This window comes from Streptomyces sp. NPDC014801, assembly GCF_043082085.1.
GTDB lineage: Bacteria > Actinomycetota > Actinomycetes > Streptomycetales > Streptomycetaceae > Streptomyces.
The window spans coordinates 204,148-219,906 of sequence record NZ_JBIBXG010000001.1; the positions used below are offsets into that span (position 1 = coordinate 204,148).

Here is a 15,759-nt window from a genome sequence, read left to right on the forward strand (position 1 = left end):
TGACCGCGGTCACGTCGGGGCGGTTACTCCGCGGCGCGGAGCTGTTCCTCGGTCATGCCCTGCCGCCAGTAGCCGGCGAACGTCACCCGCCGCCGGTCGACGCCGCGTTCGCCGACGAAGTGCCGGCGCAGCTCCTTGACCCGGCCGGACTCCCCGGCGAGCCACACGTACGGCCGCGCGGAGGCGGGCAGCGGGGCGGCCCGTACGGCGTCGACGGCCATGGGGGCCCCGTCGTGCCGTACGAGCCACGTGATCTCGGCGTCGGCCCGCGTCGCCACGTCCTGGATGTCGCCGGCGTGCGGTACCTCCAGCCAGGCGCGCACCCGGGTGCCGGCCGGCAGGGACTCCAGGACGGCGGTCGCGGCGGGCACGGCGGTCTCGTCGCCCCACATCAGGACGAGGTCGGTGTCCTCGGGCGGCCGGAAGCGGACGGCGCGGTTGTCGGCGATCGCCGGGCCGAGCAGCAGTACCCGGTCGCCGGCCGCGGCCCGGGCGGCCCACCGGGAGGCGGGACCGGGGGGCGTGGCGGCGCCGGGCTCGACGCCGTGCAGCGCGAAGTCGATGTCGATCTCGCACGTCCGGCCCCAGGCGTCGCGCCGCAGCGCGCGCAGGGTGTACGACCGCATCACGGCCCGCACGTCGTCGGGCAGTTCGCGCCAGGCCTGCCACCAGCCGTCGCCCAGCTCGATGGGCACGATGGGCGCCGGCTGCCCCGGATGCGGCAGGAACAGCGACAGCGACTGGTCCCGCCCGAGCGAGTCGAAGGCGTCCAGGTCGTCCCCGGCGAACGACACCCGGACCAGCGACGGCCCGAGCCGCCTCGTCCGCACGACCTGAAGGGAGAAGAAACGGAACGGGGCGGCTACGGCCGTCGTCATCGGTACTCCTGAGGGGGGTTCAGGACGGGAGAGGGATCAGCTGACCTTCTTGGCCTTCTCGAGGGCCTCGGCGAGCCCTTCCAGCAGGGGCACGCACTTGTCGTAGGACAGGATCGGCTCGGGGTTGCGGGAGACGACCTGCCCCGCCTTCACCGCCGGCAGCTTCTTCCAGGTCGCCTCGGTGATGTCGGCCGGCTGGATCGCCGAGGTGCGGTTGTCCATCATGATGATGTCCGCCGGGTACTTGTCGACGTTCTCCCAGCTCAGCGACTCGAACCAGCCGCCGCTCTGCTTCTTGGCGCTCTCCGGCGGCTCGACGAAGTTCACGCCGAGGGCCTTGAAGTACTCCAGGTCGATGGAGAGGTCGGTGCCGGAGACGTAGAACAGGTCCTGGCTCGCGGAGCCCGCCATCACCTTGATGTCCGGCTTGGCCTTGGCCGCCGCGCGCAGCCGGGCCGCCGCGTCCTCGAACCGCTTCTTGGCCTGCGTCACCTTCGCGGAAGTCACGTCACCACCGAGGGACTTGGCCAGCTCCAGCATGCGGGCGAGCGGCTCGGTCAGCTGCCGGTCGAAGACGGAGATGCCGACGGTCGGGGCACCGACGGCCTCGATCTTCTTCTTCGACTCCTCCGGGACGTACCAGAGGGTGCCGACGTTGTCGAACATCGTGGAGACGAGCAGGTCCGGCTGGAGCGCCGCGTACTGCTCGATGTTGAACTGGCCCCACTCGTTGCCGAGGACCGTCACCTTGTTCACGTCGAGGTCGCCGGCCTGGACGTCGGCCTTGCCGTCCTTGGTCTTCGTCGGGCCGAAGACGCCGGCCACCTCGACGCCGTAGTCGTGCAGCGCGGCGGCGGCGCCGGTGAACGCGACGATGTGCGAGGGCACCTTGTCGGCCTTCGCGGTCTGCCCGCGGTCGTCCTTGAAGGACCAGGGGCCGGACTTGGCGGCGGCGGTCCCCTTGCCCGAGCCCCCGGATTTCGCGTCGTCGTCGCCGCAGGCGGCGAGCACGGCACCGAGGCCGATGACGCCGCCGGCGGCCAGGATGCCGCGACGGGTGAGGTGGGTGGCTCGGGCGTTGGACATGGGTATGACTGCTTTCGAACGGGGCGGAGCGCCCGCCGGACAGGTTCGAAGGTCAGGTTAGCCTAACCTCAGTTCCTGTCCAGAGGGCGCCCCCGCGCCGTCAGCTCACCAGACCCAGCTCCCGGGCGATCAGCATGCGCTGCACCTCGCTCGTGCCCTCGCCGATCTCCAGGATCTTGGAGTCGCGCCACATCCGGGCCACCGGGTACTCGTTCATGAAGCCGTAGCCGCCGTGGATCTGCGTGGCGTCCCGGGCGTTGTCCACCGCGACGGTGGAGGAGTGCAGCTTGGCCAGCGCCGCCTCCTTCTTGAAGGGCTCCCCGGCCACCAGCCGGGCGGCCGCGTCCCGCCAGGCCAGACGCGCGGTGTGGGCCTTCATCTCCATGTCGGCGATCTTGAACTGGATGGCCTGGTTGGCGCCGATCGGCCGGCCGAAGGCGTGCCGCTCCTTGGCGTACTTCACCGACTCGTCCACACAGCCCTGCGCCAGCCCCGTCGCCAGCGCCGCGATCGCGATGCGGCCCTCGTCGAGGATGCGCAGGAACTGCGCGTACCCGCGGCCCTCCTCGCCCAGCAGGTTGGCGGCCGGCACCCGCACGTCCTGGAAGGACAGCTCCCGCGTGTCGGAGGCGTTCCAGCCGACCTTGGAGTAGGGCGCGGCGACCGTGAAGCCGGGCGTGCCGGACGGCACGATGATCGCCGAGATCAGCGGCCGCCCGTCCGGCTTGCGGCCGGTGACCGCGGTGACCGTGACCAGGCCCGTGATGTCCGTGCCGGAGTTGGTGATGAAGCACTTGGTGCCGTTGATCACCCACTCGTCCGTGTCCGGGTCCAGGCGGGCCGTGGTCCGCGTGGCGCCCGCGTCCGAGCCGCCGTCCGGCTCCGTCAGGCCGAACGCGCCCAGCATCTCGCCCGCGCACAGCCGGGGCAGCCACTCGCGCTTCTGCTCCTCGGTGCCGAACAGGTGGATCGGCATCGCGCCCAGCGACACCCCCGCCTCCAGCGTGATCGCCACGGACGAGTCCACCCGGGCCAGCTCCTCCAGCGCGATGCCCAGCGCCAGGTAGTCACCGCCCATCCCGCCGTACTCCTCCGGGAACGGCAGCCCGAACAGGCCCATGCGGCCCATCTCCCGCACGATCTCGTACGGGAACTCGTGCCGCTCGTAGAAGTCGCCGATCTTCGGCGCCACCACGTCGTGCGCGAACTCCTCGACGGTGCGCCGGAGTTCTTCCAGTTCGGGGGAGAGTCGGTAGTCCATGCGGATCACTGGTCCTTGTGGGAGAGAGCGCGGACGGTACGGGACGGGCTCGGCCGGCCCAGCTGCTCGGCCATCCATGCGCTCGTGGCGACGAGGCGGCCGAGGTCGACCCCGGTGTCGATGCCGAGGCCGTGCAGCATCCACACCAGGTCCTCGGTGGCGAGGTTGCCGGTGGCGGACTTGGCGTACGGGCAGCCGCCGAGGCCGCCGGCGGACGCGTCGATCGTGGTGACCCCGTGCTCCAGGGCCGCGTGCGTGTTGGCGAGGGCCTGGCCGTAGGTGTCGTGGAAGTGCACGCCGATCACCCCGGTCGGCACGCCCCGCTCGTTCAGCAGGGACAGCAGGGCGCGCACATGGCCGGGGGTGGCCACCCCGATGGTGTCGCCGAGGCTCAGCTCGTCGCAGCCCATGTCCAGCAGCGCCGTGCAGACCCGGGCGACCTGGTCCAGGGGGACCGGGCCCTCCCAGGGGTCGCCGAAGCACATCGACACATAGCCGCGCACGTGCAGGTCCTCGTCCTTGGCGTGCCGCACCACCGGGGCGAACACGGCGAGCGACTCGTCGAGGGTGCGGTTGAGGTTGGCTTTGGCGAAGGACTCGGTGGCGCTGGCGAAGACGGCGACCCGGCGGGCGCCCAGGGCGAGCGCCCTCTCCAGCCCCCGCTGGTTGGGCACCAGCACGGGCAGGTCCACCGGCAGACCGGCCACCTGCGGGAACAGCTGCTCGGCGTCGGCCAGTTGGGGCACCCACTTGGGGTGCACGAAGCTGGTCGCCTCGATCGTGGTCAGGCCGGCGTCGGCGAGGCGGCGGACGAACTCCGCCTTCACCTCGGTCGGCACGGCCGTCTTCTCGTTCTGCAGCCCGTCGCGGGCGCCGACCTCGTGGATGCGGACCCGGGCGGGCAGCCCGGCGGCCGGCACGGTCATGGGCAGTCCGGGAGCAGTCACCGCTCCGCCTCCTCGCGCGGGGTGATCACGGCCAGCACCTGGTCCATGGCGACCGTCGTGCCGGGCGTGACGTCCAGTTCGGCGACCGTGCCGGCGTGCGGGGCGGAGATGACGTGCTCCATCTTCATCGCCTCCACCACCAGCAGGCTCTGGCCCTCCGTCACCTCGTCGCCGACGGCCACCTTCACCACCGTCACCGTGCCCGGCATCGGCGCGGTCAGCGAGTCGGCACCGCCGTGCGCGGCGCGGGTCAGGGACGCGGCGACCGGGTCGTGGTCGCGCACGTGCCAGGCGTCGCCGTCCCGGCCGAGCCAGTCCGCGGCCCGGTGGAAGGTGTGCCGGACCCCGTCGAGGGTGACGGCGACCGTGTCCTCGGTGACGGTGTGGGTGCCGCGCGGGGTGTACTCGACGGGTTCGGTGACCCGGAGCGGGAACGACACGGGCTTCGGCGTGCCGCCCATCCGCCAGCCGCTCGGCACCGAGAACGGGTCGATCCAGCCCTCCCCGGAGGGCCGCAGCGCCTCCAGGCGTACGGCCGCCGCCGCCTCGTAGACCTCCTCGGGCACGTCGGCGGGGACCAGGTCGTCCACCACGCGCTCGACCAGCCCGGTGTCCAGGTCGCCGGAGACGACCGCCGGGTGCGCCAGCAGCCGCCGCAGGAAGCCCGCGTTGGTCTGCACGCCCAGCGTCACGGTCTCCGCGAGGGCCGCGCGCAGCTTGCGCAGCGCGGTCGCCCGGTCGGGGCCGTAGGCGATGACCTTGGACAGCATCGGGTCGTACAGGCTGCCGACCTCGGTGCCCTCGCTCAGCCCGGAGTCGGTGCGCACCCCGTCGCCCTGCGGTTCGCGCAGCCGCAGCACCGTGCCGCCGGAGGGCAGGAAGCCGCGCGCCGGGTCCTCGGCGCACAGCCGGGCCTCGACGGCGTGCCCGGTGAGCCGGACGTCCTCCTGCGAGAAGCCCAGCGGCTCGCCGGCCGCCACCCGCAGCTGCCACTCCACCAGGTCCAGGCCCGTGATCAGCTCGGTGACCGGGTGCTCCACCTGCAGGCGGGTGTTCATCTCCATGAAGTAGTACTGCGAGGGGTCGCCGCCGGGCACGATGAACTCCACCGTGCCCGCGCCCCGGTAGCCGCAGGAGCGGGCCGCCTGCGCGGCCGCCTCGCCCATCGCGGCGCGGGTCGCCTCGTCGAGGAGCACGCTCGGCGCCTCCTCGATGATCTTCTGGTGGCGGCGCTGCAGCGAGCACTCGCGCTCCCCGAGGTGCACCACGTTGCCGTGGCCGTCGGCGAGCACCTGGATCTCGATGTGCCGGGGCCGGTCGATCCAGCGCTCCACCAGCAGCGTGTCGTCGCCGAAGGAGGCGCGCGCCTCACGGCGGGCCGCGGCGATCTCGTCGGCCAGCGCGGCGGCGTCGCGCACCAGCCGCATGCCCTTGCCGCCGCCGCCGGCCGACGGCTTCAGCAGCACCGGCATGCCGATCTCCCGGGCCGCCTCGGCCAGTTCCTCGTCGCTGAGGCCGCTGCCGCTGGAGCCCGGCACGACCGGCACACCGGCCGCCTGCACGGTCTCCTTCGCCCGGATCTTGTCGCCCATCAGCGCGATCGCGTCGGCCGGCGGGCCGATGAAGACCAGCCCGGCCTCCTCGCAGGCCCGCGCGAAGCCGGCGTTCTCGGCGAGGAAGCCGTAACCGGGGTGGACGGCCTGGGCGCCGGTGCGCCGGGCGGCCTCCAGCAGCCGCTCGACGGACAGATAGCTCTCGGCCGCCGGCGCCGGACCGATCCGGACCGCCGTGTCGGCCTCCCTGACATGCCGGGCGTCCGCGTCGGCGTCGGAGAAGACGGCCACGGAGCGCACGCCCATCGACCGCAGGGTGCGGATGACACGGACGGCGATCTCGCCCCGGTTGGCCACGAGTACGGTGTCGAACACGGGTCCCTTCCTCACATCCGGAAGACGCCGAACTGGGGGTCACCCAGGGGCGCGTTGGCGCAGGCGGTCAGGGCGAGCCCGACGACCTGGCGGGTGTCCAGCGGGTCGATGACGCCGTCGTCCCACAGGCGGGCGGTGGCGTAGTAGGCGTTGCCCTGGCGCTCGTACTGGGCGCGGATCGGCGCCTTGAACGCGTCCTCGTCCTCGGCGGGCCAGTCCTCCCCGCGCGCCTGAAGCTGGTCGCGCTTGACGGTGGCGAGCACCGAGGCGGCCTGCTCGCCGCCCATCACGGAGATCTTCGCGTTGGGCCACATCCACAGGAAGCGGGGCGAGTACGCCCGGCCGCACATGGAGTAGTTGCCCGCGCCGTAGGACCCGCCGACGACGACCGTCAGCTTCGGCACGCGCGTGCAGGCCACGGCCGTGACCATCTTGGCGCCGTGCTTGGCGATGCCGCCGGCCTCGTAGTCCTTGCCGACCATGAAGCCGGAGATGTTCTGCAGGAACAGCAGCGGGATGCCGCGCTGGTCGCACAGCTCGATGAAGTGCGCGCCCTTCTGGGCGGACTCGGAGAACAGGATGCCGTTGTTGGCGACGATCCCGACCGGGTGCCCCATGATCCGCGCGAAGCCGGTCACCAGGGTCTGCCCGAACTCGCTCTTGAACTCCGCGAACCGGGAGCCGTCCGTGATCCGGGCGATGATCTCGCGCACGTCGTAGGGCGTGCGCGAGTCCACGGGCACGGCGCCGTACAGGCCGTAGGGGTCGACCTTGGGCTCGGCGGCGGGCACGACCTCCCAGGGCGGGGAGGGGCGGGCCGGCAGCGTGGCGACGATGTTCCGCACGATCCGCAGGGCGTGCGCGTCGTCCTCCGCGAGGTGGTCGGTGACGCCCGAGACGCGCGAGTGGACCTCGCCGCCGCCCAGCTCCTCCGCGGTGACGACCTCACCGGTGGCGGCCTTCACCAGGGGCGGGCCGCCCAGGAAGATCGTGCCCTGGTTGCGGACGATGACGGCCTCGTCGCTCATCGCCGGGACGTACGCCCCGCCGGCCGTGCACGAGCCCATCACCGCCGCGATCTGCGGGATCCCGGCGCCGGACATCCGGGCCTGGTTGTAGAAGATCCGCCCGAAGTGGTCGCGGTCGGGGAAGACCTCGTCCTGCATGGGCAGGAAGGCGCCGCCGGAGTCGACGAGGTAGACACAGGGGAGGCGGTTGTCGAGGGCCACCTCCTGCGCCCTGAGGTGCTTCTTGACGGTCATCGGGTAGTACGTGCCGCCCTTGACCGTGGCGTCGTTGGCGACGATCACGCACTCGCGTCCGCCCACCCGCCCGATCCCGGCGATCACCCCGGCCGCCGGGGCCTGCCCGTCGTACATCCCGTCGGCGGCCAGCGGCGCCAGCTCCAGGAAGGGCGAGCCCGGGTCGAGCAGCGTGTCCACCCGGTCCCGCGGCAGCAGCTTGCCGCGCGCGGTGTGCCGTGCCCGCGCCTTCTCACCCCCGCCCAAGCGGGCGGCGGCCAGCTTGCCGCGCAGCTCCTCGACGAGGACGCGGTGCGCCTCCTCGTTGGCCTGCCAGGCCTCCGACGCGGGGTCGGCCGCGCTCGTCAGCTCCGGTGCCTCTTGCATCCTTGCGGTCCCCTCACCCAGCGATCACTGTTAATGAGCGTTAACCATTTCCTTCAGGTTAACGACCGCTAACCTGCCTGTCTAGAATTACGGGCATGGCCACGAGAACCGACGCCCCGACCCGCCGCGAGCAGATCCTCAAGGAGGCCGCCCGGCTGTTCGCCGAACGCGGCTTCCACGGCGTCGGCGTGGACGAGATAGGCGCGGCGGTCGGCATCAGCGGCCCCGGCCTGTACCGGCACTTCCCCGGCAAGGACGCGATGCTCGCCGAGCTGCTGGTCGGCATCAGCGGCCGGCTGCTGACCGGGGCGAAGCGGCGGGTGTCCGAGGCGGACGGGGTGCCGGCCGGCGAGCTGCTGGACTCCCTGATCGAGGGCCACATCGACTTCGCCCTGGACGACCGCCCGCTGATCACCCTGCACGACCGCGAGCTGGACCGGCTGCGCGACAGCGACCGCAAGCTGGTCCGCCAGCTGCAGCGGCAGTACGTCGAGCTGTGGGTGGAGGTCGTCCGGGAGGTGTACCCGGGGCTCGGCGAGGCCGCGGCCCGCTCGGCGGTCCACTCGGTCTTCGGCCTGCTGAACTCCACCCCGCACCTGGGCCGGGGCGGCACGCTGCCCGGCCGGGGCGTCACGGCGGAGCTGCTGCACCGGATGGCGCGGGGGGCGTTCGCCGCGGCGGAGGCGAACGGCTGACACGCGCATGCCCCCGCCCCCGGGGCGGGGGACGAGGGCATGACGCGTGCGGGGCGCCCCGCCGTCGGCGGGCGGGGGCGCCGCTCGGATGGACCGCTCGGAACGAGCGCTCAGATGAAGAGGAAGAAGAGGATCAGGATCACCGCGGCGATCAGGACCCACCAGACCCAGACGTGCCGGTGGCCGGTGCGGGGCCGGTCCTCGGGACCACCGCCGCGCGGCCGGTCTTCCTCGAGACTCGGACTCTCGGGCCGGTCCCGGGAGTAGAACTCGTCGCCGCTCGCCATACGCGCATCACTCCTTCCGCGGGTCGCCCGAGTACCCCGCCCCCGGTGAATCCCACGCCCCGCACGGTCCCGGACGGGATTCCTCGCGGAGGTCCGCCGACGTGACCCCGGTCCCAGCCCCCGGGATGCCGTCGGCGCGCGCAGCGATCTGCCTCACAATGGTGACCATGCCGATACCCGGGACACCCAGCCGCGCCGAACTCGTCGCCCACCTCGTCCGCACCCGTATCGCGGGCGACGTCGCCACCCCCCGTGAGAACAACCTCTCCCACTACCGGCAACTGGCGAACGGCAACCGGCACTACTGGCTCGGCCTGGAGCTCGGCGACCGCTGGAGCGACGAGCAGGACGTCCTCGCGGTCATGGCGGAACGGGCCGGCGTCAACGACGACCCCGAGTACCGCCACGGCCAGGACACCATCGACCCCGAGCTGACCGTCGACGCCCTGGAGCGCATGGCGGCGCGGCTGCGCAAGGCGGCCGACGGCGGCCAGCGGGTGCTGTTCGCGACCGGGCACCCCGGCGGCCTGCTCGACGTGCACCGCGCCACGGCCGCCGCGCTGCGCGCCGCCGGCTGCGAGATCGTCGTCATCCCGGAGGGGCTGCAGACGGAGGAGGGCTACGTCATGCAGTTCGCGGACGTGGCGGTGCTGGAGCACGGGGCCTCGCTGTGGCACACCCACTCCGGGGAGCCGATGCGGGCCATCCTCACCGGCCTGGAGCGCGAGGGCCGCCCGCTGCCCGACCTGGTCGTCGCCGACCACGGCTGGGCCGGGTACGCCGGGCAGCACGGCGTGGACTCCGTCGGGTACGCCGACTGCAACGACCCGGCGCTCTTCCTCGCCGAGGCCGAGGGCACCGTGCAGGTGACGGTGCCGCTCGACGACCACGTGGTCAGCCCGCGCCACTACGACCCGATGACGGCGTATCTGCTGGACCAGGCCGGCCTGGCGTGAGCCCCTCGACCGGCGCGAGCCTGCCCGGCGTCGGGTCCAGGTAGACCCTGCCGATCGCCGGGAGCAGCTCGCGCAGCCGCCGTTCGGCCTGCTCACAGGCCCGCTCGATCTGCCCGGCCGTGGACACGTCCCGGAAGTCGACCTTCGCCGCCACCAAGGCCTCCCGCGGCCCCTGCACCAGCGTGGTCAGCTCCAGTACGGCCTCGATCTCGTCCACGGCCAGCAGCTCGGCCCGGATCCGCTCCCGCATGGGCGCGGGCAGCGGCCGCCCGATCAGCAGCTCGACGTTGGAGCGGCCCAGCACGAAGGCGACGTACAGCAGCAGCACGCCGATGCACAGGGACGCGACCGCGTCCCACACGCCCGACCCGGTCAGCTGCCCGCCGAGCAGTCCGCCCGCGGCCAGCAGCAGGCCGATCAGCGCGGCGGAGTCCTCCAGCACGACGGCCTTCACGGCGGTGTCGGGGGTGCGCCGCAGATAGTGCCGGAAGGGCACGCCGAGCCGCGCCGCCTCCCCGCGGGCCTGCCGCACGCCCGTCCGCAGCGAGAAGCCCTCCAGGGCGAAGGCCACGAGCAGCACGATGTACGACACGAGCGGATCGCCGAGCTCCTCGCCCGCGAGGAGGGTGTGGACGCCGTCGTAGAGGGAGAAGACGGCACCGCCGACGAAGGTGGCGACGGCGGCGAGCAGCGCCCAGATGTAGCGCTCCGGCCCGTAGCCGAGGGGGTGCTCCTCGTCGGCGGGTTTCTCGCTGCGTTTGAGGGCGGTGAGCAGCAGCACCTCGGTGACGGTGTCGGCGACCGAGTGCGCGGCCTCCGACAGCATCGCGCTGGAGCCGCTGATGACGCCCGCGACCGCCTTGGCGAGGGCGATCCCGAGGTTGGCGAGGGCGGCGACGATCACGGTGACCGTGGACTCGCCGCCGCCGGACTGGGCGCGGGGAAGCTCGGCTTGCGACTGCTGCTGTTGCTCGGGGGCCATGCCCCTCAGTGTTCCCGCGTCGGGCGTCAGTGTTCCCGGGGAACGCGGACGACGCCCTCCTGGATCACCGAGATGGCCAGCCGCCCGTCCTGCGTGTAGATCCGCGCCTGGCCCAGGCCCCGGCCGCCGGACGCCGACGGGGACTCCTGGTCGTACAGCAGCCACTCGTCGGCGCGGAAGGGCCGGTGGAACCACATGGCGTGGTCCAGCGAGGCGCCGACGACGTCACCGACGGCCCAGCCGCCGCGCCCGTGCGCGAGCAGCACGGAGTCGAGGAGGGTCATGTCGGAGACGTAGGTGGCGAGGACGACGTGCAGCAGCGGGTCGTCGTCGAGCTTGCCGTTGGTGCGGAACCACACCTGGGAGTGCGGCTCGCGCGGCGCGCCGAAGCGGCCGTAGGGCGGCTCGTCGACATAGCGCAGATCGATCGCCCGGCGCGCCTTGAGGAAGCGTTCGACGACCTCCGGGGCGAGGTGCTCGTACCCGCGCAGCCGCTCCTGCGAGGTGGGCAGGGTGGCCGGGTCGGGCGCGGGCGGCATCGGAGCCTGGTGGTCGAGCCCCTCCTCGTACGCCTGGAAGGAGGCGGACAGGGAGAAGATCGGCCGGCCGTGCTGGATCGCGACCACGCGGCGGGTGGTGAAGGAGCGGCCGTCGCGGATGCGCTCGACGTCGTAGACGATGGGCGCGCCCGGATCGCCCATGCGCAGGAAGTACGCGTGCAGCGAGTGGGCGAGCCGCTCCGCGGGGACCGTCCGCCCGGCGGCGACCAGCGCCTGGGCCGCGACCTGCCCGCCGAAGACGCGGGGGACGACGGCGGAGCGGGACTGGCCGCGGAAGATGTTCTCCTCGATCCGCTCGAGGTCGAGCAGATCGAGGAGATCCTGGAGTGCCTGGCTCATGGCAGTAGTTGTACCGGCCAGTGATTTCCGGCGTCCTACAGGCCCATGTCCTTCGCGATGATCGTCTTCATGATCTCGCTGGTGCCGCCGTAGATGCGGTTGACGCGGTTGTCCGCGTACAGGCGGGCGATCGGGTACTCGTTCATGTAGCCGTAGCCGCCGTGCAGCTGCAGGCAGCGGTCGATGACGCGGTGGGCGACCTCGGTGCAGAACAGCTTGGCGGAGGCGGCCTCGGCGGGGGTCAGCTCACCGGCGTCCAGCGCCTCGGTGGCGCGGTCGGCGACGGCCTCGGCGGCGTCCACCTCGGCCTGGCAGGCGGCCAGCTCGAACTTGGTGTTCTGGAAGTGGGCGACCGGCTTGCCGAAGACGGTGCGCTCCTGCACGTACTGCTTGGCGAAGCGGACGGCGGCCTTGGCCTGCGCGTAGGCGCCGAAGGCGATGCCCCAGCGCTCGGAGGCCAGGTTGTGGCCGAGGTAGTAGAAGCCCTTGTTCTCCTCGCCCAGCAGGTCCTCGACGGGCACCTTCACGTCGACGAACGCCAGCTCGGCGGTGTCGGAGGTGCGCAGGCCGAGCTTGTCCAGCTTGCGGCCGATCGAGTAGCCCTCGGACTTGGTGTCCACGGCGAACAGGGAGATGCCGTGGCGGCGGTCCTCGGCGGTCGGCGCGGCGGTGCGGGCGCAGACGATGACGCGGTCGGCGTGCACGCCGCCGGTGATGAAGGTCTTGGCGCCGTTGAGGACGTAGTGCGTGCCGTCCTCGGAGAGCTTGGCGGTGGACTTCATGCCGGCCAGGTCCGAACCGGTGCCCGGCTCGGTCATGGCGATGGCCCACATCTCCTCGCCGGTGACGAACTTCGGCAGGTAACGCTTCTTCTGCTCGTCCGTCGCCAGCATCTTGATGTACGGCAGGGCGAGCAGCACGTGCACGCCGGAGCCGCCGAACTGGACGCCCGCGCGGGCGGTCTCCTCGTACAGCACGGCCTCGAACTTGTGGCTGTCCAGGCCGGCGCCGCCGTACTCCTCGGGCACGTTGATGCCGAAGATGCCCAGCTCACCGAGCTTGTAGTAGAAGTCGCGCGGCGCCTGGCCGGCGGCGAACCACTCGTCGTAGACGGGGACGACCTCGGCCTCGATGAAGGCGCGGAGGGTCTCCCGGAACGCCTCGTGATCCTCGTTGAACAAGGTACGGCGCACGGCGCCACCTCCACGTACGTCGACTGTCTAAGCGCTTGCTCATCCTCACGGTACCGGCGAGTAGCCAGACGCGTCCAGAGGGGAGAGGTCGTAACGCTCGTCACGCCCGGGACTGCCCCTCGGGGGCAACCGGCACCCCCGCGCGGACGTCGCTGAGACCATGCGACCCGAATGGCTCTTCTCGCTGATCCCCCTGACGATCGGAGCGGTCTTCCTCGCCTTCGGCCTCTACGGCCTGCGCCGCGCCGCCGCCCTGCGCGAGCGGGGCGTCATCACGCGGGGCAGGATCGTCCGCCACGAGATCCACCGCAGCGACGAGGGGGCGAGGTACCACCACCCGGTGGCGACCTGGACGACCGAGGACGGCTCCCCGTGCACGCACCGCTCCCGCTTCGGCCGAGGCCGCGTCACCCCCGGCTTCGCCCCGGGCGCGGAGGTCACGATCCGCTACGACCCGACGAACCCGGCCCGCTTCACGATCCAGGGCTGGGACACGGCGACGGTCGACAGACTCTTCACCGCGCTGGGCGCCGGGCTGGTGGCAGCCACACTCGCGGTACTCCTGATCCGCGCCCTCACGCTCTGACGACCCGCTGACCCGCGTGACCCCGGGGCCGGGGCGGCGCGCGGGATCAGAACCCCTCGTCCTCGGGCCGCAGCCGCAGGGCGGCCTTCCACTGCAGATCCTGCCGGTAGACGACCGACCCCTGCCGGTACCAGACCCGGTAGCCGGCGAGATCGTCCTGCACGGGGCCGGTCACCTTGACGCGGGCCAGCACGTACGAGTCGGCGCGGCCATGGGCAGGGACGGGGACCGGCCGTTGCTCGTGGACCCGGACCCCCGGGTTGTCCTGCGCGAACGAGGCGTCGTCCGCGACGAGAAGGGTGTACCCGCCCATCTCCCGAACACCGACGACGCCGTACCCCACGACCCGCACCCCTTGCGGCACGCCCACCCACTCGGTGCGCAGCACGGTGAGCGGCTCCCCGCTGACATTGGCCTGCAACGGCAGGCTCACCCAGTACTCCCCGCCGACCCGCGCGTGCTCGAACCCGACGACGCCGCCCGTCCCGTCGAGCGCCCGCCCCTGCGCCCAGTCCCGGACCCGGTCACCCTCGGCGGCCCCGGTCAGCAACCCCAAGGCCGCGACGACGACCACCCCCCGCCGAACCCCCACACCGACCACGACGATCCCCCCCTCGCTGATCACTCCGCGCATCAGACCACGCCCGGAACCCCACAGGAAAGATCCAGCCGCCGTCACCGGCCGCCGTCGGCCCCGCGGTCCCCTACACCTGCCGCAAAGCGAACCAAAGTTCCATCCGTACGTCCGCGTCGTCCAGGTCCGTGTTCAGGAGGGTCGCGCAGCGGGCGACGCGTTGGCGGACCGTGTTGCGGTGGACGGAGAGGGCGACGGCGGTGCGGTCCCAGCTGCCGTGGAGGGACAGCCAGGTGCGCAGGGTCTCGATGAGGACCGGGTTCAGGGGGGCGAGGAGGGCGCGGGCGTGGGCCGCCGCCTCCTGCGGGGGGAACAGGTCCGTCAGGGCGGGGCGCGCGCCGTGGCGGATCAGCGGGGTGCGGGTGGCGCGGGCGCGGGCCAGGGCGCGGGCCGCCTGCGCGTCGGCGGCCGGCCAGTCGGCGGGCGCGGCGGGGGCGCTCACGCCGAGGGTCCAGCCGGGGTGGGCGTCCACCTCCCGGTCGGCGGCGACCAGGACCCGTACGGTCCCGTCGGCCAGGTCGACGAGCGGGGAGCCGAGGGCCGCGCCCAGCGCGGAGGCGGCCATCGCGTCCGCGGACTGCGCCTCGGGGCGGGCGTGGACGACGACCGCGCGTCCCGCGCCCACCAGCGGCGCCACCTCCTCCGGCGTCGCGCCGAGCAGCAGCCGCACCAGGGCGGAGGAGCGGGCCGCCCCCGTGCCGCTCTGGTGCTCGCCGGTGAGGAGGGTGAGCAGCACGGCGGCGACGGAGGCGATGGTGTGGTCGGCCGGGTCGCGCTGCGGGGCGGCGACGCCGAGCGCGAAGCCCTGCCCGGCGCCGAGCGCGTACGCGGCGAGGTGGACGCCGGCCGCGGTGTCCGTGGCGGTGGTGGTGGAGCGGTGGGTGACCACGGCGGCCAGCTCGGCCAGCGGCGCCATGGCCTCCTCGGGCTGCTCCCGTCCCGCCTCGGCGATCCGCGCGCCGTCCGGGCCGTACAGCACCGCCCGGCCGCCCACCCGCTGGGCGAGCTGGCGCAGCACGGCCGGTACCGGGTCGGGGCGGGCCGCGGCGGCCGCCAGGGACTGCTGGGCCTCGGTGACCCGGCGCAGCTCGGCGAGGCGGGCCTGCGCCATGAGCTGCCACACCGCCCGCGCCACCCCGGAGAACGTGGTCTGCGGCGGCACCTCCAGCAGCGGCAGGCCGTGCGCCTCGCACGCCTCGACCAGCGCGCGCGGCACCGTGTCGTGCACGGGCGCCACGCCGAAGCCGAGCGCGGCCCCGCCCGCCTCGACGATCCGGGAGACGTAGGCGTCGAAGTAGCCCCCGAGGCCTTCGTCGGAGTCCCCCAGGCCTTCGTCGGAGTCCGTCAGGCTCGCGTCGTGGTCCCCCAGGCTCCCGTCGTGGCCCCTCAGGCTCTCGTCCGGTCCCGCGGCCTGCGGGATGTGCACGCCCGCCGTCAGCAGCAGCTCGCCGCCGAGCAGGTACGGGTAGGGGTCGGCCATCTCGGAGGTGTGCGCCCAGTGGATGGTGACACCCGCGTCCCGGGGCCCGGCGATCTGCCGCAGGGCGAGGTCCTCGCGGGCCAGGAGCGAGGTGAGGGGCACGGGTGGCGTAGGGGGGACCGCCGGCTCCGGCATGGTGTGCACTCCCTCCACCCCCCGGTCGTACGAATGGAGGAAACGTACACTTCGCAGTCGCTTTTCGGCCACCTAGTGTCAGAGCAGAACCGGTGGCCGCGGGTACGGGCGGATGTCCCCGCGAACCGCTGCCGAGTCCTCTTCCGTCCCCGCACGACACGCCACCGAGAGCGCGTGAAGGAGG

Annotated in this window: 15 protein-coding genes; 3 read left to right on the plus strand and 12 right to left on the minus strand. The window is 72.9% G+C overall.

Annotated elements, in window-relative coordinates; genetic code table 11:
* Positions 1-23 precede the first annotated feature (23 nt).
* From ACF1AL_RS00940 to ACF1AL_RS00965, 6 genes are all read right to left on the minus strand, one after another.
* Positions 24-878 (minus strand): siderophore-interacting protein, encoded by an 855-nt coding sequence (locus ACF1AL_RS00940; protein WP_391694520.1) that lies wholly within the window; start codon positions 876-878, stop codon positions 24-26.
* Between the two features lie 36 nt (positions 879-914).
* Positions 915-1,964 (minus strand): ABC transporter substrate-binding protein, encoded by a 1,050-nt coding sequence (locus tag ACF1AL_RS00945; RefSeq protein WP_391825252.1) that lies wholly within the window; start codon positions 1,962-1,964, stop codon positions 915-917.
* Positions 1,965-2,064: 100 nt separating this feature from the next.
* A complete protein-coding gene (locus tag ACF1AL_RS00950; RefSeq protein WP_391659872.1) occupies positions 2,065-3,225 on the minus strand; it encodes an acyl-CoA dehydrogenase family protein in 1,161 nt (386 codons plus the stop codon).
* Positions 3,226-3,230: 5 nt separating this feature from the next.
* Positions 3,231-4,172, minus strand: a complete 942-nt coding sequence (locus ACF1AL_RS00955) for a hydroxymethylglutaryl-CoA lyase (protein ID WP_391659871.1) — start codon at positions 4,170-4,172, stop codon at positions 3,231-3,233.
* Positions 4,169-6,100, minus strand: coding sequence for an acetyl/propionyl/methylcrotonyl-CoA carboxylase subunit alpha (locus tag ACF1AL_RS00960; protein ID WP_391694526.1), 1,932 nt, complete (start codon positions 6,098-6,100; stop codon positions 4,169-4,171). The genes ACF1AL_RS00955 and ACF1AL_RS00960 overlap by 4 nt, the downstream gene beginning before the upstream one ends.
* Positions 6,101-6,111: 11 nt before the next feature.
* Entirely contained in the window at positions 6,112-7,728 is a 1,617-nt protein-coding gene (locus tag ACF1AL_RS00965; RefSeq protein ID WP_366834377.1) for a carboxyl transferase domain-containing protein, read from the minus strand.
* 95 nt (positions 7,729-7,823) lie between these two features.
* Between ACF1AL_RS00965 and ACF1AL_RS00970 the strand changes: the two genes are divergently transcribed.
* Positions 7,824-8,423: a TetR/AcrR family transcriptional regulator gene (locus ACF1AL_RS00970; RefSeq protein ID WP_366834378.1), complete on the plus strand. Its 600-nt coding sequence runs from the start codon at positions 7,824-7,826 to the stop codon at positions 8,421-8,423.
* A 110-nt stretch (positions 8,424-8,533) separates the two neighbouring features.
* Here ACF1AL_RS00970 and ACF1AL_RS00975 read toward each other — a convergent pair whose 3' ends face one another.
* Positions 8,534-8,710, minus strand: coding sequence for a hypothetical protein (locus ACF1AL_RS00975; protein ID WP_366834379.1), 177 nt, complete (start codon positions 8,708-8,710; stop codon positions 8,534-8,536).
* A 167-nt stretch (positions 8,711-8,877) separates the two neighbouring features.
* Here ACF1AL_RS00975 and ACF1AL_RS00980 point away from each other — a divergent pair, with 167 nt between their 5' ends.
* Positions 8,878-9,666, plus strand: a complete 789-nt coding sequence (locus ACF1AL_RS00980) for a phosphatase (protein ID WP_366834380.1) — start codon at positions 8,878-8,880, stop codon at positions 9,664-9,666.
* Here the strand turns inward: ACF1AL_RS00980 and ACF1AL_RS00985 are convergent.
* Genes ACF1AL_RS00985 through ACF1AL_RS00995 form a run of 3 tightly spaced genes read right to left on the minus strand, consistent with a single transcriptional unit; the run spans position 9,605 to position 12,740 of the window.
* A complete protein-coding gene (locus ACF1AL_RS00985; RefSeq protein ID WP_391659869.1) occupies positions 9,605-10,648 on the minus strand; it encodes a cation diffusion facilitator family transporter in 1,044 nt (347 codons plus the stop codon). The two genes, ACF1AL_RS00980 and ACF1AL_RS00985, sit on opposite strands and share 62 nt — an antisense overlap.
* 26 nt (positions 10,649-10,674) lie before the next feature.
* Positions 10,675-11,547: an acyl-CoA thioesterase II gene (tesB, locus tag ACF1AL_RS00990; protein ID WP_391825253.1), complete on the minus strand. Its 873-nt coding sequence runs from the start codon at positions 11,545-11,547 to the stop codon at positions 10,675-10,677.
* 35 nt (positions 11,548-11,582) lie between these two features.
* A complete protein-coding gene (locus ACF1AL_RS00995) occupies positions 11,583-12,740 on the minus strand; it encodes an acyl-CoA dehydrogenase family protein (protein ID WP_366834383.1) in 1,158 nt (385 codons plus the stop codon).
* A gap of 160 nt (positions 12,741-12,900) precedes the next feature.
* On the opposite strand from ACF1AL_RS00995, the gene ACF1AL_RS01000 reads away from it, so the two are divergent.
* Positions 12,901-13,326: a DUF3592 domain-containing protein gene (locus ACF1AL_RS01000; protein WP_391825254.1), complete on the plus strand. Its 426-nt coding sequence runs from the start codon at positions 12,901-12,903 to the stop codon at positions 13,324-13,326.
* Positions 13,327-13,372: 46 nt separating this feature from the next.
* Here the strand turns inward: ACF1AL_RS01000 and ACF1AL_RS01005 are convergent, their stop codons facing one another.
* Together ACF1AL_RS01005 and ACF1AL_RS01010 are read right to left on the minus strand one after the other, a co-directional pair.
* The gene (locus ACF1AL_RS01005) at positions 13,373-13,951 is read right to left on the minus strand and encodes a hypothetical protein (protein ID WP_391825255.1); all 579 of its coding nucleotides are present in this window, start codon (positions 13,949-13,951) and stop codon (positions 13,373-13,375) included.
* A gap of 79 nt (positions 13,952-14,030) precedes the next feature.
* Entirely contained in the window at positions 14,031-15,575 is a 1,545-nt protein-coding gene (locus ACF1AL_RS01010; protein ID WP_391825256.1) for a PucR family transcriptional regulator, read from the minus strand.
* Positions 15,576-15,759: the final 184 nt, after the last annotated feature.

Coding starts and splice junctions, on each gene's coding strand:
- ACF1AL_RS00940 (WP_391694520.1), bottom strand. CDS start 878: ATGACGACGGCCGTAGCCGCCCCGTTCCGTTTCTTCTCCCTTCAGGTC.
- ACF1AL_RS00945 (WP_391825252.1), bottom strand. CDS start 1,964: ATGTCCAACGCCCGAGCCACCCACCTCACCCGTCGCGGCATCCTGGCC.
- ACF1AL_RS00950 (WP_391659872.1), bottom strand. CDS start 3,225: ATGGACTACCGACTCTCCCCCGAACTGGAAGAACTCCGGCGCACCGTC.
- ACF1AL_RS00965 (WP_366834377.1), bottom strand. CDS start 7,728: ATGCAAGAGGCACCGGAGCTGACGAGCGCGGCCGACCCCGCGTCGGAG.
- ACF1AL_RS00970 (WP_366834378.1), top strand. CDS start 7,824: ATGGCCACGAGAACCGACGCCCCGACCCGCCGCGAGCAGATCCTCAAG.
- ACF1AL_RS00975 (WP_366834379.1), bottom strand. CDS start 8,710: ATGGCGAGCGGCGACGAGTTCTACTCCCGGGACCGGCCCGAGAGTCCG.
- ACF1AL_RS00980 (WP_366834380.1), top strand. CDS start 8,878: ATGCCGATACCCGGGACACCCAGCCGCGCCGAACTCGTCGCCCACCTC.
- ACF1AL_RS00985 (WP_391659869.1), bottom strand. CDS start 10,648: ATGGCCCCCGAGCAACAGCAGCAGTCGCAAGCCGAGCTTCCCCGCGCC.
- tesB (WP_391825253.1), bottom strand. CDS start 11,547: ATGAGCCAGGCACTCCAGGATCTCCTCGATCTGCTCGACCTCGAGCGG.
- ACF1AL_RS01000 (WP_391825254.1), top strand. CDS start 12,901: ATGCGACCCGAATGGCTCTTCTCGCTGATCCCCCTGACGATCGGAGCG.
- ACF1AL_RS01010 (WP_391825256.1), bottom strand. CDS start 15,575: ATGCCGGAGCCGGCGGTCCCCCCTACGCCACCCGTGCCCCTCACCTCG.